Annotated in this window: 11 protein-coding genes; 10 read left to right on the forward strand and 1 reads right to left on the reverse strand. The window is 71.0% G+C overall.

The window, feature by feature from the left end; all coding sequences use genetic code 11:
* The 8 genes from AB0M76_RS41005 to AB0M76_RS41040 form a co-directional block, all read left to right on the forward strand.
* The coding region (locus tag AB0M76_RS41005) for a thioesterase domain-containing protein (RefSeq protein ID WP_365957860.1) at positions 1-1,297 on the forward strand (1,297 nt) is incomplete at its 5' end.
* Positions 1,298-1,465: 168 nt separating this feature from the next.
* Positions 1,466-2,383, forward strand: coding sequence for a kinase (locus tag AB0M76_RS41010; RefSeq protein WP_365957861.1), 918 nt, complete (start codon positions 1,466-1,468; stop codon positions 2,381-2,383).
* Position 2,384: 1 nt separating this feature from the next.
* The gene (locus AB0M76_RS41015) at positions 2,385-3,443 is read left to right on the forward strand and encodes a cysteine synthase family protein (RefSeq protein WP_365957862.1); all 1,059 of its coding nucleotides are present in this window, start codon (positions 2,385-2,387) and stop codon (positions 3,441-3,443) included.
* Positions 3,440-4,720 (forward strand): ATP-grasp domain-containing protein, encoded by a 1,281-nt coding sequence (locus tag AB0M76_RS41020; protein ID WP_365957863.1) that lies wholly within the window; start codon positions 3,440-3,442, stop codon positions 4,718-4,720. Before AB0M76_RS41015 ends, AB0M76_RS41020 begins: the two co-directional genes overlap by 4 nt.
* A complete protein-coding gene (locus AB0M76_RS41025) occupies positions 4,717-6,228 on the forward strand; it encodes an argininosuccinate lyase (RefSeq protein WP_365957864.1) in 1,512 nt (503 codons plus the stop codon). The genes AB0M76_RS41020 and AB0M76_RS41025 overlap by 4 nt, the downstream gene beginning before the upstream one ends.
* Positions 6,225-7,529 carry an MFS transporter gene (locus AB0M76_RS41030; RefSeq protein ID WP_365957865.1) on the forward strand — a complete coding sequence of 435 codons (1,305 nt, stop codon included), beginning with the start codon at positions 6,225-6,227 and terminating at the stop codon, positions 7,527-7,529. The genes AB0M76_RS41025 and AB0M76_RS41030 overlap by 4 nt, the downstream gene beginning before the upstream one ends.
* A 55-nt stretch (positions 7,530-7,584) precedes the next feature.
* Positions 7,585-8,415, forward strand: coding sequence for a 4'-phosphopantetheinyl transferase superfamily protein (locus AB0M76_RS41035; RefSeq protein WP_365957866.1), 831 nt, complete (start codon positions 7,585-7,587; stop codon positions 8,413-8,415).
* A 2-nt stretch (positions 8,416-8,417) separates the two neighbouring features.
* The gene (locus AB0M76_RS41040) at positions 8,418-8,909 is read left to right on the forward strand and encodes a MarR family winged helix-turn-helix transcriptional regulator (protein WP_365957867.1); all 492 of its coding nucleotides are present in this window, start codon (positions 8,418-8,420) and stop codon (positions 8,907-8,909) included.
* Positions 8,910-9,702: 793 nt separating this feature from the next.
* Here AB0M76_RS41040 and AB0M76_RS41045 read toward each other — a convergent pair.
* Positions 9,703-10,983 carry a nucleotide sugar dehydrogenase gene (locus AB0M76_RS41045; RefSeq protein ID WP_365957868.1) on the reverse strand — a complete coding sequence of 427 codons (1,281 nt, stop codon included), beginning with the start codon at positions 10,981-10,983 and terminating at the stop codon, positions 9,703-9,705.
* A 136-nt stretch (positions 10,984-11,119) separates the two neighbouring features.
* Here AB0M76_RS41045 and AB0M76_RS41050 point away from each other — a divergent pair, with 136 nt between their 5' ends.
* Both AB0M76_RS41050 and AB0M76_RS41055 read left to right on the forward strand, forming a co-directional pair.
* Complete coding sequence (locus tag AB0M76_RS41050; RefSeq protein WP_365957869.1) at positions 11,120-12,109, forward strand: NAD-dependent epimerase/dehydratase family protein; 990 nt, start codon at positions 11,120-11,122, stop codon at positions 12,107-12,109.
* Positions 12,110-12,132: 23 nt separating this feature from the next.
* Positions 12,133-13,221, forward strand: coding sequence for an MraY family glycosyltransferase (locus AB0M76_RS41055; RefSeq protein WP_365957871.1), 1,089 nt, complete (start codon positions 12,133-12,135; stop codon positions 13,219-13,221).
* Positions 13,222-13,245: the final 24 nt, after the last annotated feature.

The raw sequence follows: 13,245 nt of genomic DNA on the forward strand, positions 1-13,245 counted from the left end.
CCGCGAGGACCGGCCCGGCGACAAGCGGCTCGTCGCCTACCTCGTCCCCGCCGCCGGCCGGCACATCGACACCGAGGACATGCGTCGCCACGCCGAATCCGCACTCGCCGAATACATGCTGCCGTCCGGCTACGTCGTACTGGATGCCTTGCCGCTGACAGTCAACGGCAAGCTGGACCGGCGGGCGCTGCCTCAGCCCAACCCCGACGACCACCCCGCCGATGGCCGCGCGCCCCGCACCCCTGCAGAGGAAATCCTCTGCAGCCTCTACGCCGACACCCTCCACCTCCCCAGCACGACCATCGACGACAACTTCTTCCACCGCGGCGGCCACTCCCTGCTCGCCACACGGCTGATCAGCCGGATCCGCAGCATCTGGGACACGAAGACGACCATCCGCGACCTGTTCCAGCACCCGACGCCCGCCCTGCTCGCCGAGCACATCGCCCTCGGCTCCGGCGGCAACGCCAACCCGTTCGAGGCCGTCCTCCCGATCCGCACCGCGCCCGAAGGGCCCGCCGGCGCCAGGGACGGAACAGAGCCTGCACCGCTGTTCTGCGTCCACCCCGTCTCCGGTATCAGCTGGGGCTACGCCGGCCTGCTCCGGCACATCGGCGAGGACAGGCCGATCATCGGACTGCAGGCACGGCAGCTCACCGAGCCTCACTGCCGGCCCGCCTCCATCGCGGACGTGGCAGACGACTACCTGGCCTCCATCCGCCAGGTCCAGCCGCACGGCCCGTACCACCTGCTCGGCTGGTCCTTCGGCGGCATCGTCGCGCACGCCATCGCCGCGCGGCTGGAACGGCTCGGAGAGGAAGTGGCACTGCTCGGACTGCTGGACGCCTACCCCCTGCCCGACGGCTTCGAGGCCCGGCCCACCACCGGAGGGGACGTACTCGCCGGCCTGCTGGGCGAATCGCCGGCGGAGGCGACCCTCCGGTGCGCCGATGGACCGCCCGACGTGCAGGAGATCGCGCAGCTCGTGCGGGACCGGGCACCGGGGCTGGGAGAGCTCGACGGACCGCAGGCCACCGCGGTCGTCGAAGCGACGATCGCCAACCTGGATATCCGTCTCCGCTACGTCCCGGAACTGGCCTACGGAGGGGACATGGTCTTCTTCAACGCCACCGGCACACCGGCACCCCTCGGCGGGGCGGAGGCCTGGGCCCTGTACGTGGACGGCCGGATCGAAGAGGTCGACATCGACTGCAAGCACGCCGAGATGACCGATCCCGGGCCGCTGCGCGCGATCGGCGAAGTCCTGGACGGGCAGCTGCGGTCGGCCCGGCGGTAGCCAGCGCCGGGACGGTCCCCGCGCGAACCCGCCCCGCGCGGGGACTGCCCGCAAACTGCCGCCCCAGCCACCGGGTCCACCCGGCTGCCCCTCCTAACGTGAAACGTGTCCGAACGGCCGACCCGGCACCCCAGAGGAGCGGCCCGGCCCCCAGAGGAAGCAAGGGACATGGTGGATCATTCCGGCTGGCGCCTCGGCATCGCGTCGTCTCCCATACATCACGGCGAGATACTGCAGGGCGTATTCCCCCACGAGGGCGGCCTCACCAGGGGGCTGGTGACGCTCCCCTGCACCCTCTACAAGGCGCACGCGACCTTCATGCCCGCCCCCGGCGCCGAACTGACGGTCTCCCCGGACTGGAAGACCAAGGCCCTTCGCGCGGCCGAGCTCACCATCGCCGCGGTGGTCCCACCAGGCCGCCGTCCTGTGGGCGGTCACCTCGAACTCTCCAGCGACGTCCCGCTGTGCCGCGGGTTCGGCTCCTCGACCAGCGACGTGCTGGCCGCCATCTGGGCGGTGAAGGACGCCTTCGCTGGCTCGCTCCCGCCGGAGGACGTGGCCCGGCTGGCCGTACAGGCGGAGCTGGCCTCCGACTCGCTGATGTTCGAGGAGAGCTCGGTGCTGTTCGCGCAGCGCGAGGGCGCGGTGATTGAGGACTTCGGCTACCGCATGCCGCCGGTCCGGGTCCTCGGTTTCGGGTCCCGGCCGCAGAACAACGGGAAGGGCGTGGACACCCTCGCCTTCCCGCCGGCCCGCTACGACGAGGCGGAGACCAGGATGTTCGCCGAACTGCAGGCACTGCTCCGGGAAGCCATCCAGACCAAGGACGTGGCCCTCGTGGGAGCTGTGGCCACGGCGAGCACCGAGATCAACCAGCGGCATCTGCCGATACCGGGCCTCGACCGGATCCGGCACATCGTCAGGGAGGCCGGCGCCCTGGGGGTACAGGCGGCCCACAGCGGAGACATCGCCGGAATCCTCTTCGACCGGGACGACCCCGATGTCGGGGCTCGCACGGAACACGCACAAGACCTTTTGCACAGCACGGGCATCCACGAGCAGTGGATCTTCACGACGGGTGACTGACATGACGACGACCGTGGTCGCGGGTGCTGCGAAGGCGCACTCGTCTGTAGTGGAAGCCACCGAGCTCCCGCGCATCATCCAACTGACCGAAAACCTGTACGGGGTCGCCTTCAGCCTGATGAAGCTGCTGCCTGCCCGATTCATCATCGACCGGGCCGAGGCCGCGGGGACCCTGACGCCCGGCACCCCGATCATCGAGACCTCATCCGGCACCTTCGCCCTCGGCCTCGCCATGGTGTGCCGCCTGCGCGGCTATCCCCTCACCATCGTCGGCGACTCGGCGATCGACCGGGAGCTGTACAACCGGCTGACGATGCTGGGCGCGACGGTGGAGATTGTCGAGGACACCGGGCAGCCCGGCGGCATCCAGGGCGCCAGGCTCGCCCGGGTGGAAGAGCTGCGCCGGCTCCGACCGGACAGCTTCGTGCCGGGCCAGTACGACAATCCCGACAACCCGGCCGCGTACGGCTCCGTCGCCGATCTGATCAGCACGACCATTGGCTCGGTCGACTGCCTGGTTGGCCCGGTCGGTTCGGGCGGCTCCACAGGTGGCCTGGCGGCAGCGCTGCGGCTGTCCGACCCCGCCCTGCACCTCGTCGGCGTGGACACCCACGGTTCGATCATCTTCGGCACCCCCGACCGCAAACGCATGCTGCGAGGCCTCGGAAGCAGCATCCACCCGGGCAACGTGCAGCATTCCGCCTACGACGAGGTGCACTGGGTCACCGCACCCGAGGCGTTCCACGCGACGCACGAGCTCTTCCGCACGCACGGCCTGTTCATGGGCCCCACCAGCGGCGCCTCCTTCCAGGCCGCTGCCTGGTGGGCGGAGCGCAACCCGAACAGCAAGGTCGCGATGGTTCTGCCGGACGAGGGCTACCGCTACCAGTCCACCGTGTACAACGAGTCCTGGCTGCGCGAGCAGGGCATCGTGCCGGCCGCCAACCCCGCAGGCCCGGTCCTGGCCGACCACCCCCTGGACGCACCGGCGACCTGGGCCCGGCTGCTTTGGGCCCGGCGGCGGTTCGACGACGTGATGGTGCCAGGAGTGAGCGCATGAACGCCCGACTGCTGCTCCTCATCGAATCAAACACCACAGGTACGGGACGCCAGTTCGCACAGCGGGCCTGCTCAGCTGGCCTGGAACCGGTGCTGCTCAGCGCGGACCCGAGGCGCTACCCATACGCCGCCGAGGACGGGCTGCGCACCCTCGTCGTGGACACCGCGGACCACACGGCCCTGTGGCGGGCAGTCCAGGAACTGGCGCAGTCCGCGCAGATCGCAGGTGTGCTGTCCAGCTCCGAGTACTTCGTGGCCACCGCCGCCGAACTCGCGGCCCGCCTCGGCCTGCCGGGCCCGTCCGCCGACGCCATACGAGCCTGCCGCGACAAGGCACGCCAGCGCCGCATCCTCGCCGACGCCGGGGTGCCCGTGCCCCGCTTCGCGGAGGTCGGCGGGACGGCGGAGGCGGTGGCCGCCGCCTCCGGGCTGGGCCTGCCCGTGGTCGTCAAGCCGGTCCAGGGCTCCGGCAGCCTGGGCGTACGGCTGTGCGCGGACCTCGGGGAGGTCGCGGCCCACGCCGGGGAGCTGCTGGCCGCCACAGTGAACGAGCGCGGCCTCGCCGCCCCGTCCCGGATCCTCGTCGAGTCCTACCTGACCGGCAGGGAGTTCTCCGTCGAGGTGGTCGGACACGAGGCCGTGGTGTCGGTGGCCAAGCACGTCGGTCCGCCCCCGGTGTTCGTCGAAACCGGCCACGACCTGCCCGCCGCCCTGCCGGCCGGGCAGCAGGCAGCCCTGTCCGCATGCGCAGTGCGCGCCGTACGAGCGCTAGGCCTCGGCTGGGGCGCGGCCCACGTGGAGCTGCGGCTCGACGCCGGCGAACCCCGGGTCATCGAGGTCAACCCGCGGCTGGCCGGCGGCATGATTCCCGAGCTGGTACGCCGCGCCTGCGGGATCGACCTGGTCTCCGCCCAGGTCCAGGCGGCCGTCGGCGAGCCGGTAGCACTGGAGCCGACCCGCGACGCAGGCGCGTCCATCCGGTTCCTGACCGCCGAGGCCGAAGGATTCCTCGGCCCGACGGACGCCACCCGTAAGGCCATGTCCCGGGCGCGGGCGATACCGGAGGTCGTGGACGCCGCGCTGTACCGCGCCCCGGGTGCCGCCGTGGCGCCGGCCGAGGACTTCCGCGGGCGCCTGGGCCATGTGATCACGACGGCCACTTCCGCCGACCGCTCGGCGGCGGCGGCGCACGAGGCGCTGGCACGCCTGGCGTCAGCCCTGCTGCCCCCGCCGCCCGCCGTCTCCGGCATCCCCTCGAACCAAAAGGAGGCCGCGTGAGCACCGCCGTCCCCACCACTGTCCCGGGGGCCGACACCGGCCGACTGCGGACCACCCTCCACGAGGAGGCGCACCGTATCGTCTACGACCAGTACCTCCCAGACCCCGGCCAGGACGGTCTCGGCCAGGAACTGCACCTGATCAGCGAGGTGGACCGGGCCCACCTGGTCATGCTCGCCGAGCGCGGCATCGTCGACACCGGCCGGGCCGCCGCCCTCCTGCGCACCATCTCCGCCCTGCGCGCCGACGACTTCGCCCGGCTGCGTGGCCTGCCCATGCCACGAGGCGTGTATCTGGCGTACGAAGGCCGGCTCGTGGAACTGCTCGGCGAGCGGGTCGGCGGCGTCCTGCACACCGGCCGCTCCCGCAACGACCTCAACGCGACAACCGCCCGGTTGAAGACGCGCGGCCCGTACGGCGAACTGCTCGACGCGGTCGCCGCGCTGGCTCGGACCCTGCTCGCCCGGGCCGGTGCGTACCGCGAGGTCACCATGCCGGCGTACACCCACGGACAGCCCGCCGTCCCGATCACCTACGGGCACTGGCTGGCCGGAGTGGCCAGTGCCGTACTGCGCGCCCTCGACGGCCTGCTGGACGCGGGCCGGGAGATCGACGTCAACCCGCTCGGCGCCGGAGCCGTCGGCGGGACCTCGGTCGCGATCGCCCCGCAGCGCACCGCCGAGCTGCTGGGATTCACGGCCACGGCGCCGAACTCGGTGGACGCGGTGGCCTCGCGTGACTTCGTGCTGCGCCTGCTCGGCGCCTGTTCCGTCCTCGGCGTGACGATGGCCCGTGCCGCCCGGGATCTCAGCTCGTGGACCTCGGAGGAGTTCGCACTACTGCGGATGGCTGACGACCTGGTCGGCTCCAGTTCGATGATGCCGCAGAAGCGCAACCCCTTCCTGCTGGAGCACATCCAGGGCCGGTCGACCGCCTCCCTGGGCGCCTTCACTGCCGCCGCGTCGGCGATGGGCACGGCCGGCTTCACCAATGCCATCGCGGTGGGCGGCGAGGCGGCACGCCATCTATGGCCGGGCCTGCGAAGCACCGCGGACGCGGTCACCCTGCTGCGGCTGGTGGTGGGTGGCGCGGAGCCGGACAGCGAGCGGATGGCACAGCGGGCCGTGGACGGCTTCACCTCGGCGACGTACCTGGCCGAGCGCCTGGTGATCGGTGGCATGCCGTTCCGCGAGGCCCACCACCTGGTGGGCGAGACCGTACTGGCCGCCCTGGAGCTGGGCGTCTCGCTGACCGAGGCGGGCCGTGTCCGGCCCGAAGTCGCCGCCGCCGCGCCGGGAGACGGCTCCTCCTGGCTGGATCCCGCAGACGTCGCTGCGGCTTGCGTCCACGGCGCAGGCCCCGGCGCGGCGTCCACCGAAGCGGCCCTCGACCAGCTCGGCGCCGAACTCGACCGGCTACAGAGCGAGGTGACCGCACGGCAGGCGCGCTGGGCACACGCCGCCGAGCAGCTCACCGCGGCGGAGCAGGGGATCGTGGAGTCCTCATGAGCGGAGGCCGGAGCGGTCTGCTGCGCCAGTACGACTTCAGGTTGCTGTGGTGCGGGGAGACCGTCAGCAGATTCGGCAGCAGCATCTCCGCGGTCGCCATGCCGCTAGTGGCCGTGGTGACGCTGCAGGCCGGCACGATGTGGGTGAGCGTGCTGACCGCTGCCGCCTGGGTGCCCTGGCTACTGTTCGGGCTGTCGGCGGGAGCCTGGGTGGACCGGGTCCGCCGACGCCCGCTGATGATCGCGTGCAACCTGGGCTCGCTGCTGCTCCTGGCGAGCGTCCCCGTCGCCGCCTGGCTCGACATCCTCACCATGGCCCACCTGCTCGCCGTGGCCCTGCTGACCGGATGCGCGAGCGTCCTCTTCTCCATCGCCTACCGGGTCTACCTGCCATCGGTGGTGGCCCGGGAGGACCTGCCCGAGGCCAACGCGAAACTGCAGGGCAGCGAGTCGGTCGCGCAGCTCGGCGGCCAAGGCGTCGGCGGCCTGCTGGCGCAGACCCTCGGCGCGGTGACCGGCCTGCTGGCCGACGGGGTGACCTTCCTGGTGTCCACGCTCTGCCTGATCGCGATCCCGGGCCGCGAACCGCCCCCCGGGAAGCCGGCGGTGCCCGCCCGGCTGCGCAAGGACATCCGCGAAGGCCTGCGCTACACGGTGCGCGATCCGTACCTGCGCCTGCTCACGGCGTACGGGGCGGTCACCAACCTGTTGCTGACCGGCTGCCATGCCCTTCTCACCGTCTTCCTCGTGCGCGAACTGGCCGTTAGCGAAGGTGCGGTGGGCTGGCTGCTGGCAGCGGGCGGCATGGGAGGACTCCTGGGCGCCCTCGTCGCCACGCCGACGGCTCGCCGCTTCGGCACCGCACGCGGCATGCTGCTGTGCAAACTGCTCACCGCTCCGCTGGGACTGCTGATCCCGATGGCCGCCGAGGGATGGCGGGTCGCGCTTGTGGCCCTGGGCTGCGCGGGACTGTCGGTGGGCGTGGTCTGCGGCAGCGTCATCCAGGGCGCGTTCCGCCAGGCGTACTGCCCTCCTGAACTGCTCGGCCGGATCACGGCGAGCCACTCCGTGGCCAACTACGGCGCGGTGCCGATCGGCGCACTGCTCAGCGGTGTCCTCGGCACCGCCATCGGCCTGCGCCCGACACTGTGGCTCCTGACCGCGGGGTTGGCCGTCAGCAGCCTCCTGCTGGCGGTGAAACCCCTGGGCGGCCGCCGCGACCTGCCCACGGCGCCGCCGACCAGGACGAGCGGCGGGGCGGAGCGTACGGCAGTGTCCGCGGCCGCAGACCGCGACATGTGACGGGCCTCACGGCAGAGGCAGGCGTGAACACCGAGGCAAAGGTCGGAAGCAGTCAGTGGACATCAACGCGCAGCCCGTACGGCGTGACCGCCCTGCACTGGGCTCCCCCGACCTCTGGCTGCTGCGGCTGTCCGACGCCCCGGACTCCTTCGCGGACACGGCCACCCTGGATGCTGCCGAACGCGAGCGTGCCGAGGCCCTCGCACAGCCCGCGGACCGTATCCGCTTCACAGCGGCCCACGTCGCGCTCCGCGCCGTCCTTGGCTCCTACCTGGCGGTCCCGCCGACCGAAGTCCGCTACGCGCGAGAGGAATGCCCCTGCTGCGGCGCCCCGCACGGCCGCCCGGCCCTCCACGGCTTCCCCGAAGACCTCCACTTCTCGCTCTCCCACCGCAGCGATCTGGTCCTGATCGGCGTGTCACAGGCCCCGATCGGGGTGGACGTGGAACTGGTGTCCGACATCCAGGAGAGCGACGAACTGGCCCTGATGCTGCACCCCGACGAACAGGCGGAAGCCCAAGCGCTGAACCCGGTCCGCCGCCCGCGTGCCGTCGCCCGCCTGTGGACGCGCAAGGAGGCGTACCTCAAGGGCCTCGGCACTGGTCTCGGCCGCGACCCCGCCACGGATTACATCGGCCTGGGCACCCCCCAACCCCGGGCCGACTGGCACTTCCTGGACGTTCCGGTGGACCGCGGCTACGTAGCCTCGGCAGCCGTACGCGAACCCCTCATCCCCACGTCCCTCCCCCCACACCGCCTGACCCGCCACACCCCACACCACGAACCTGCACCGCTCCCGGCGGTCACCGCTTGGGGACGCCCCAAGTCTGAGGCGGTTGATGCGTTTGACGGTGTTCACGTGCGCTACGGGGATGTAGCGTCGTGATCATGAAATCGTTGACCGGCAGCGGCACCGATCAGGCACCGGCCGATCCGGCCGCCACTGATGACATGCTGGCCACCCAACCTGTCGGCTACTGGTGCGGGCTTGCCCACGCGGCCGTGACCCGGCATCTGCGTGACGCCATGGCCAGGGTCGACGTCACGCAGCCTCAGTACTGGGTGCTCAACCGTGTGAACCGCGGGCCGACGGCGCCGAGCCGTGAGGAGGTGGTCACCCCGCTGACGCCCCTCGCTGACGGGCCGCACGAGATCGCTCGAGTCGTCGATCAGTTGCTTTACCGTGGCTGGCTTCGAATTGACGCCGAGCAGCGTTTGCACCTTACCGACGCGGGAGAGGCTGCCAGGGTTCAGCTGCGCGAGCTGGTGACCGAGCTGCGCGCCGTGGTCCACAAGGGCATCAGCGACGAGCAGTACGTGGCCGCGCTCAAGGTGCTGCGCACGATGGTCGCCAACGTCGAGGGCGACGGGGAATTCTAGCTACCTATTGGGTCAAGCCAGTCTCCGAATAGGGCAGCCGTGACGTCCTGGACGCGGTCCTGGTCCGCCCGGACCTGGTGGCGGAGAGCAGCGCCGACCGGGCCGTCGACCGCGGCGGAGTCTTTCGTCACCGCTGCGGTTCAAGCGGCTGCGCCTGGACGTGACCGCGGAGGACGTGCCGAGGTTCGGGGCGGGCCCGGCCGCGGCCGCTGGCTGAGCACCCTGGCGGGGTCGGCGCACAGCCCACCAGCTCGTCTGGCCCTCGCCCCTTTGCCGGCTGCGGCTCAGCCGCCTCGACGGGACTCGGCCTCGGTCATGCTGTCGCTGGTCATCGATGCCTCTTCCTTGATCAGGAGTTACTCCGAACGGTTTACAGTCCCTGCCCTGGAGCGGGAGCCTGGCGACAGGGGAGTCCCGGGGTGGGTCGGGTCAGCGTCACCGCCATACCTCCGTTACGTCTGCCTGGGTAGTGTTGCTACTTCCTTCCGGGGCATAGCTGATTTTCCACAGGTCTGTCTTGGAGCTGATTTGCCCGACGGCGTAGCTACTGATCGCCGGTATGTGGTGTGGTCTCGGGGTTGGGCTGGTTGTCGAGCCAGGTGGGCGGAACCCGACCCACGCCATTGCCGGTGAGCCGGAGATGAACGTGCAGTGCCCGCAGGAGCGCAGGAGCGCAGGAGCGCAGGTGGGGGTCGTGTGCCAGTCGCCTCGCAAGCGATGGCTGATGGTCGCCCTCGCCTGCGTCGGCGCGTGGTCATCTGTGTCGCGCAGCCCTGACCGTGGCACCGTGCGGCTACAGGCGGTCGATCAGGTCTCCCCGGCAGCGGTTGCGGGCGTCGAAGACGTACGTCGCATGGCGTTCCACCAGGCCGTAGTCGAGGCTGTCGTGGTCCGTCAGGACAACGACTGCGTCTGTAGTCGCGATCTCCGCCTCGGTCAGCTCGACGCACAGCACCCCGGACGGCAGCAACTGTGGATCGGCGTACGGCTCCACGGCCCGGACTCGCGCGCCGCGTGCCATCAGCAGCCCGGCGACGGTGGCGGCGGGGGACTCCCGTACATCCCCGGTGTTCTTCTTGTACGCGAGCCCGAGCACCAGCACCCGTGCACCGGCCAGCGGTCGGCCGAGGCCGGCGAGACCGCCTTCGATGCGCCCCACAACGTACTCGGGCATGCGTTCGTTGATCTCGTGGGCGAGCGAAACGAAGCGCACATCGTGCTGGAGCTTCTGCCGTACCTGCCAGGAGAGGTACGAGGGGTCCACCGGCAGGCAGTGACCGCCCACCCCGGGTCCGGGCGTGAAGGGCATGAAGCCGAACGGCTTGGTGGCGGCCGCGTCCACCGCTTCCCAGATGTCGACGCCGAGGGGCCGGGCGCACATCGCGAGTTCGTTGACGAGCGCGATGTTCACCTGCCGGAAGGTGTTCTCCAGCAGCTTGGTCAGCTCGGCGGTGCGCGGGGAGGAGACCGGCACGGTCCGGGTCACGATCCGGTCGTAGAACTCCGTGACGGCTTCGAGGGAGGCGTCGTCGATGCCGGAGACGACCTTGGGAGTGTTCTCCAGCTGCCAACGGGCGTTGCCCGGGTCGATGCGTTCCGGGCTGTACCCGAGCCGGAATCCGTCGCCGGCCCGCAGCCCGCTGCCCACCTCCAGGATCGGCAGAAGGATCTCCTCGGTGGTGCCGGGGTACGTCGTCGACTCCAGCACCACGACCGCACCCGGACGCAGGAGCGGGGCGACCGACCGCCCCGCGCTTTCGACGCACCGGAGGTCCGGGGCGCCGTCGCGCAGGGGAGTGGGCACGGTGATCACGCAGACGTCGAAGGTGCCCGCGTCGGCGTAGTCGGTGCTGACCCTCAGCCGCCCGGAATCGAGCAGTGGCAGTAGTCGTTCGTCCGGGATGTCCTCGATGTACGAGTCGGCGGCCTCCAGCCGCTTGACGCGGTGCTCGTCGGTGTCCAGGCCGGTGACGCGGAAGCCCGCCTCCGCAGCACGCACCGCCAGCGGCAGCCCCACATATCCCAGTCCGACTACCAGAACGTTCCGTCGTGCTGAGGTCTCTGCTGGTCCCATCTGACGTTTCTCCGATCTACGTGCGATGTGAGCCGTGTTGTTCGTTACAGATTGTGACAAGATGGGCTATTTTGTCAGCGGCATATCACAAATGCCGTTCCGCATCACTCGGATACCGCAACCGAACAGGCGGCGTATGAATCCCTCGACGTACTTGATCACCGGCGGTGCCGGCTTCATCGGCTCACATCTCACCGACGCCCTGCTCGCGCGGGGCCATGCGGTCGTCGTGCTCGACAACCTCGCCACCGGAAGCGAGAGGAACCTGGAAGAGGCCCGACGGAATCCACGCTTCCGCTTCGTCCATGGCTCCGTACTCGACCAGCTGCTCGTGGACGAATGGGTCCGCCGGTGCGACACGGTGATCCATCTGGCCGCCGCCGTCGGCGTCCGGCTGATCGTGGAACGGCCCCTCCAGTCCTTCACCACCAACCTCCGCGGTACCGAGACCGTCATCGAGGCGGCCCACCGCTACCGCCGCAAAGTGCTCGTCGCCTCCACCTCGGAGATCTACGGCAAGAACTCCTCGGGACCACTCGCCGAGGGCGCCGACCGGATCCTCGGCAGCACGAGCGTGGCGCGCTGGTCGTACTCCACCGCCAAGGCCGTCGATGAGATCCTCGCCTTCGCCTACCACCGCGAACTGGGCCTGCCCACCATCGTGGTAAGGCTGTTCAACACAGTCGGACCGCGGCAGAGCCCCGCGTACGGGATGGTCGTGCCCCGGCTGGTGCGCCAGGCCGTCGAGGGGGAACCCCTCACCGTGCACGGCGACGGCACGCAGCGGCGCTGTTTCGCGCACGTCGTCGACGTCGTCGACGCGCTGCTGCGGCTGCTTGCCCACCCGGACGCGGTCGGCAAGGTCTTCAACATCGGTACGAACGAAGAGACCACCATCGCCGGGCTGGCCGCCCGCGTCGTCGCACGCAGCGCCAGCAACTCGGACATCCGGCTGGTCCCCTACCACCAGGCGTACGGCGAGGGTTTCGAGGACATGGAGCGTCGGCTGCCCGACACCGCACGCATCCGCACCCTCACCGGCTGGCGGCCGCAGCGCACCCTCGACGACATCCTCGACGCGACCATCGCCGAGGCGCGTGCCGAGCGCGTGCCGCTGCCGGCCTGACCTGCTCTGAGAGGACCTTCACCGTGCCCTACGCGCTTGCGGTCGCAGCGGCTGCCCTGCTGCTCACCGCCGTGCTGACCGAACTCCTACGTGCCCTCGCGCTGCGGTGGCGACACGCCTGTGCCGGTCTCCTGGACCGGCCCGGCGCGCACAAGGCGCACACCCGCCCCACCCCCCATCTGGGCGGGGTCGCGGTGGCCGCGGGAACCCTCGCCGCGGCCACCTCGGGACTGTGGACCGGGCAGGCGCCGCTGGGCCCCGAGGACGGCACGCTGCTCGCGGTCGCAGCGGCCGTCGCCGTGCTCGGACTGCTCGACGACCTGCGGCCGCTGGGGCCCCGGGCGCGACTCGTCGTCGAGACGGGTGCCGCGGGTGCCGTCGCGCACGGCAGCGGACTGGGGCTGCTGACCGGGGTCCTCGCCGTGCTGTGGATCGTCTTCGTCACCAACGCCTTCAATTTGCTGGACAACTCCGACGGAGCAATGGGGACGGTCGCTGCCGTCACCGCGCTGGGGCTCGCCATCTGCGCGATCATCGAGGGCCGTACCGGTCTCGCCCTGCTGCTCTGGGTACTGGCCGCCGCCCTCACCGGCTTCCTGCTGCACAACTGGCATCCCGCCCGGATCTTCCTCGGCGACTGCGGCTCGCTGTTCACCGGTTTCGTGCTGTCCTCCGCCGCTGTACTGCTGCACACCGGCGACACCCCGGCCCGCACCATGGGCGCGGTGCTCGCCTTCACCCTCGTCGTCACCGCCGACACTGCGCTCGTCCTCGTCTCCCGGCGCCGGGCCGGCCGCCGGCTGCTGCTCGGCGGCACCGACCACATCGCGCACCGGCTCCAGCGGCTCGGGCTGACGGTGCAGGGAACGGCCGTGGTACTGGGCGTCACCGCGTTCGTCGGGACGGTCATCGGGCTGCTGATCCACCACGCCTGGCTGCCGCCCTCCGTCGTACTGCCGGTGGCGGTCGCCGCGCTTCTGGCCCTCGGCGGACTGCTCAGGGTGCCAGTGTACGAGGCCGGTCGGGTTGGCCGGCCCAGGCGCCGGGGACGGGGCCGCCGGACCGTTGGCAGACCCCGTGCTGCCAGGGCGATCGATACGGCAAGCAGTTGACGGGCAGGGACGTGCGCCTGCCGG

The sequence above is a fragment of the Streptomyces sp. NPDC051364 genome (genome assembly GCF_040682115.1).
Taxonomy (GTDB): Bacteria; Actinomycetota; Actinomycetes; order Streptomycetales; family Streptomycetaceae; genus Streptomyces.

Excerpts from the sequence above, each read along its gene's own strand:
- AB0M76_RS41010 (WP_365957861.1), top strand. The coding sequence starts at position 1,466 with ATGGTGGATCATTCCGGCTGGCGCCTCGGCATCGCGTCGTCTCCCATA.
- AB0M76_RS41015 (WP_365957862.1), top strand. The coding sequence starts at position 2,385 with ATGACGACGACCGTGGTCGCGGGTGCTGCGAAGGCGCACTCGTCTGTA.
- AB0M76_RS41020 (WP_365957863.1), top strand. The coding sequence starts at position 3,440 with ATGAACGCCCGACTGCTGCTCCTCATCGAATCAAACACCACAGGTACG.
- AB0M76_RS41030 (WP_365957865.1), top strand. The coding sequence starts at position 6,225 with ATGAGCGGAGGCCGGAGCGGTCTGCTGCGCCAGTACGACTTCAGGTTG.
- AB0M76_RS41040 (WP_365957867.1), top strand. The coding sequence starts at position 8,418 with ATGAAATCGTTGACCGGCAGCGGCACCGATCAGGCACCGGCCGATCCG.
- AB0M76_RS41045 (WP_365957868.1), bottom strand. The coding sequence starts at position 10,983 with ATGGGACCAGCAGAGACCTCAGCACGACGGAACGTTCTGGTAGTCGGA.
- AB0M76_RS41050 (WP_365957869.1), top strand. The coding sequence starts at position 11,120 with ATGAATCCCTCGACGTACTTGATCACCGGCGGTGCCGGCTTCATCGGC.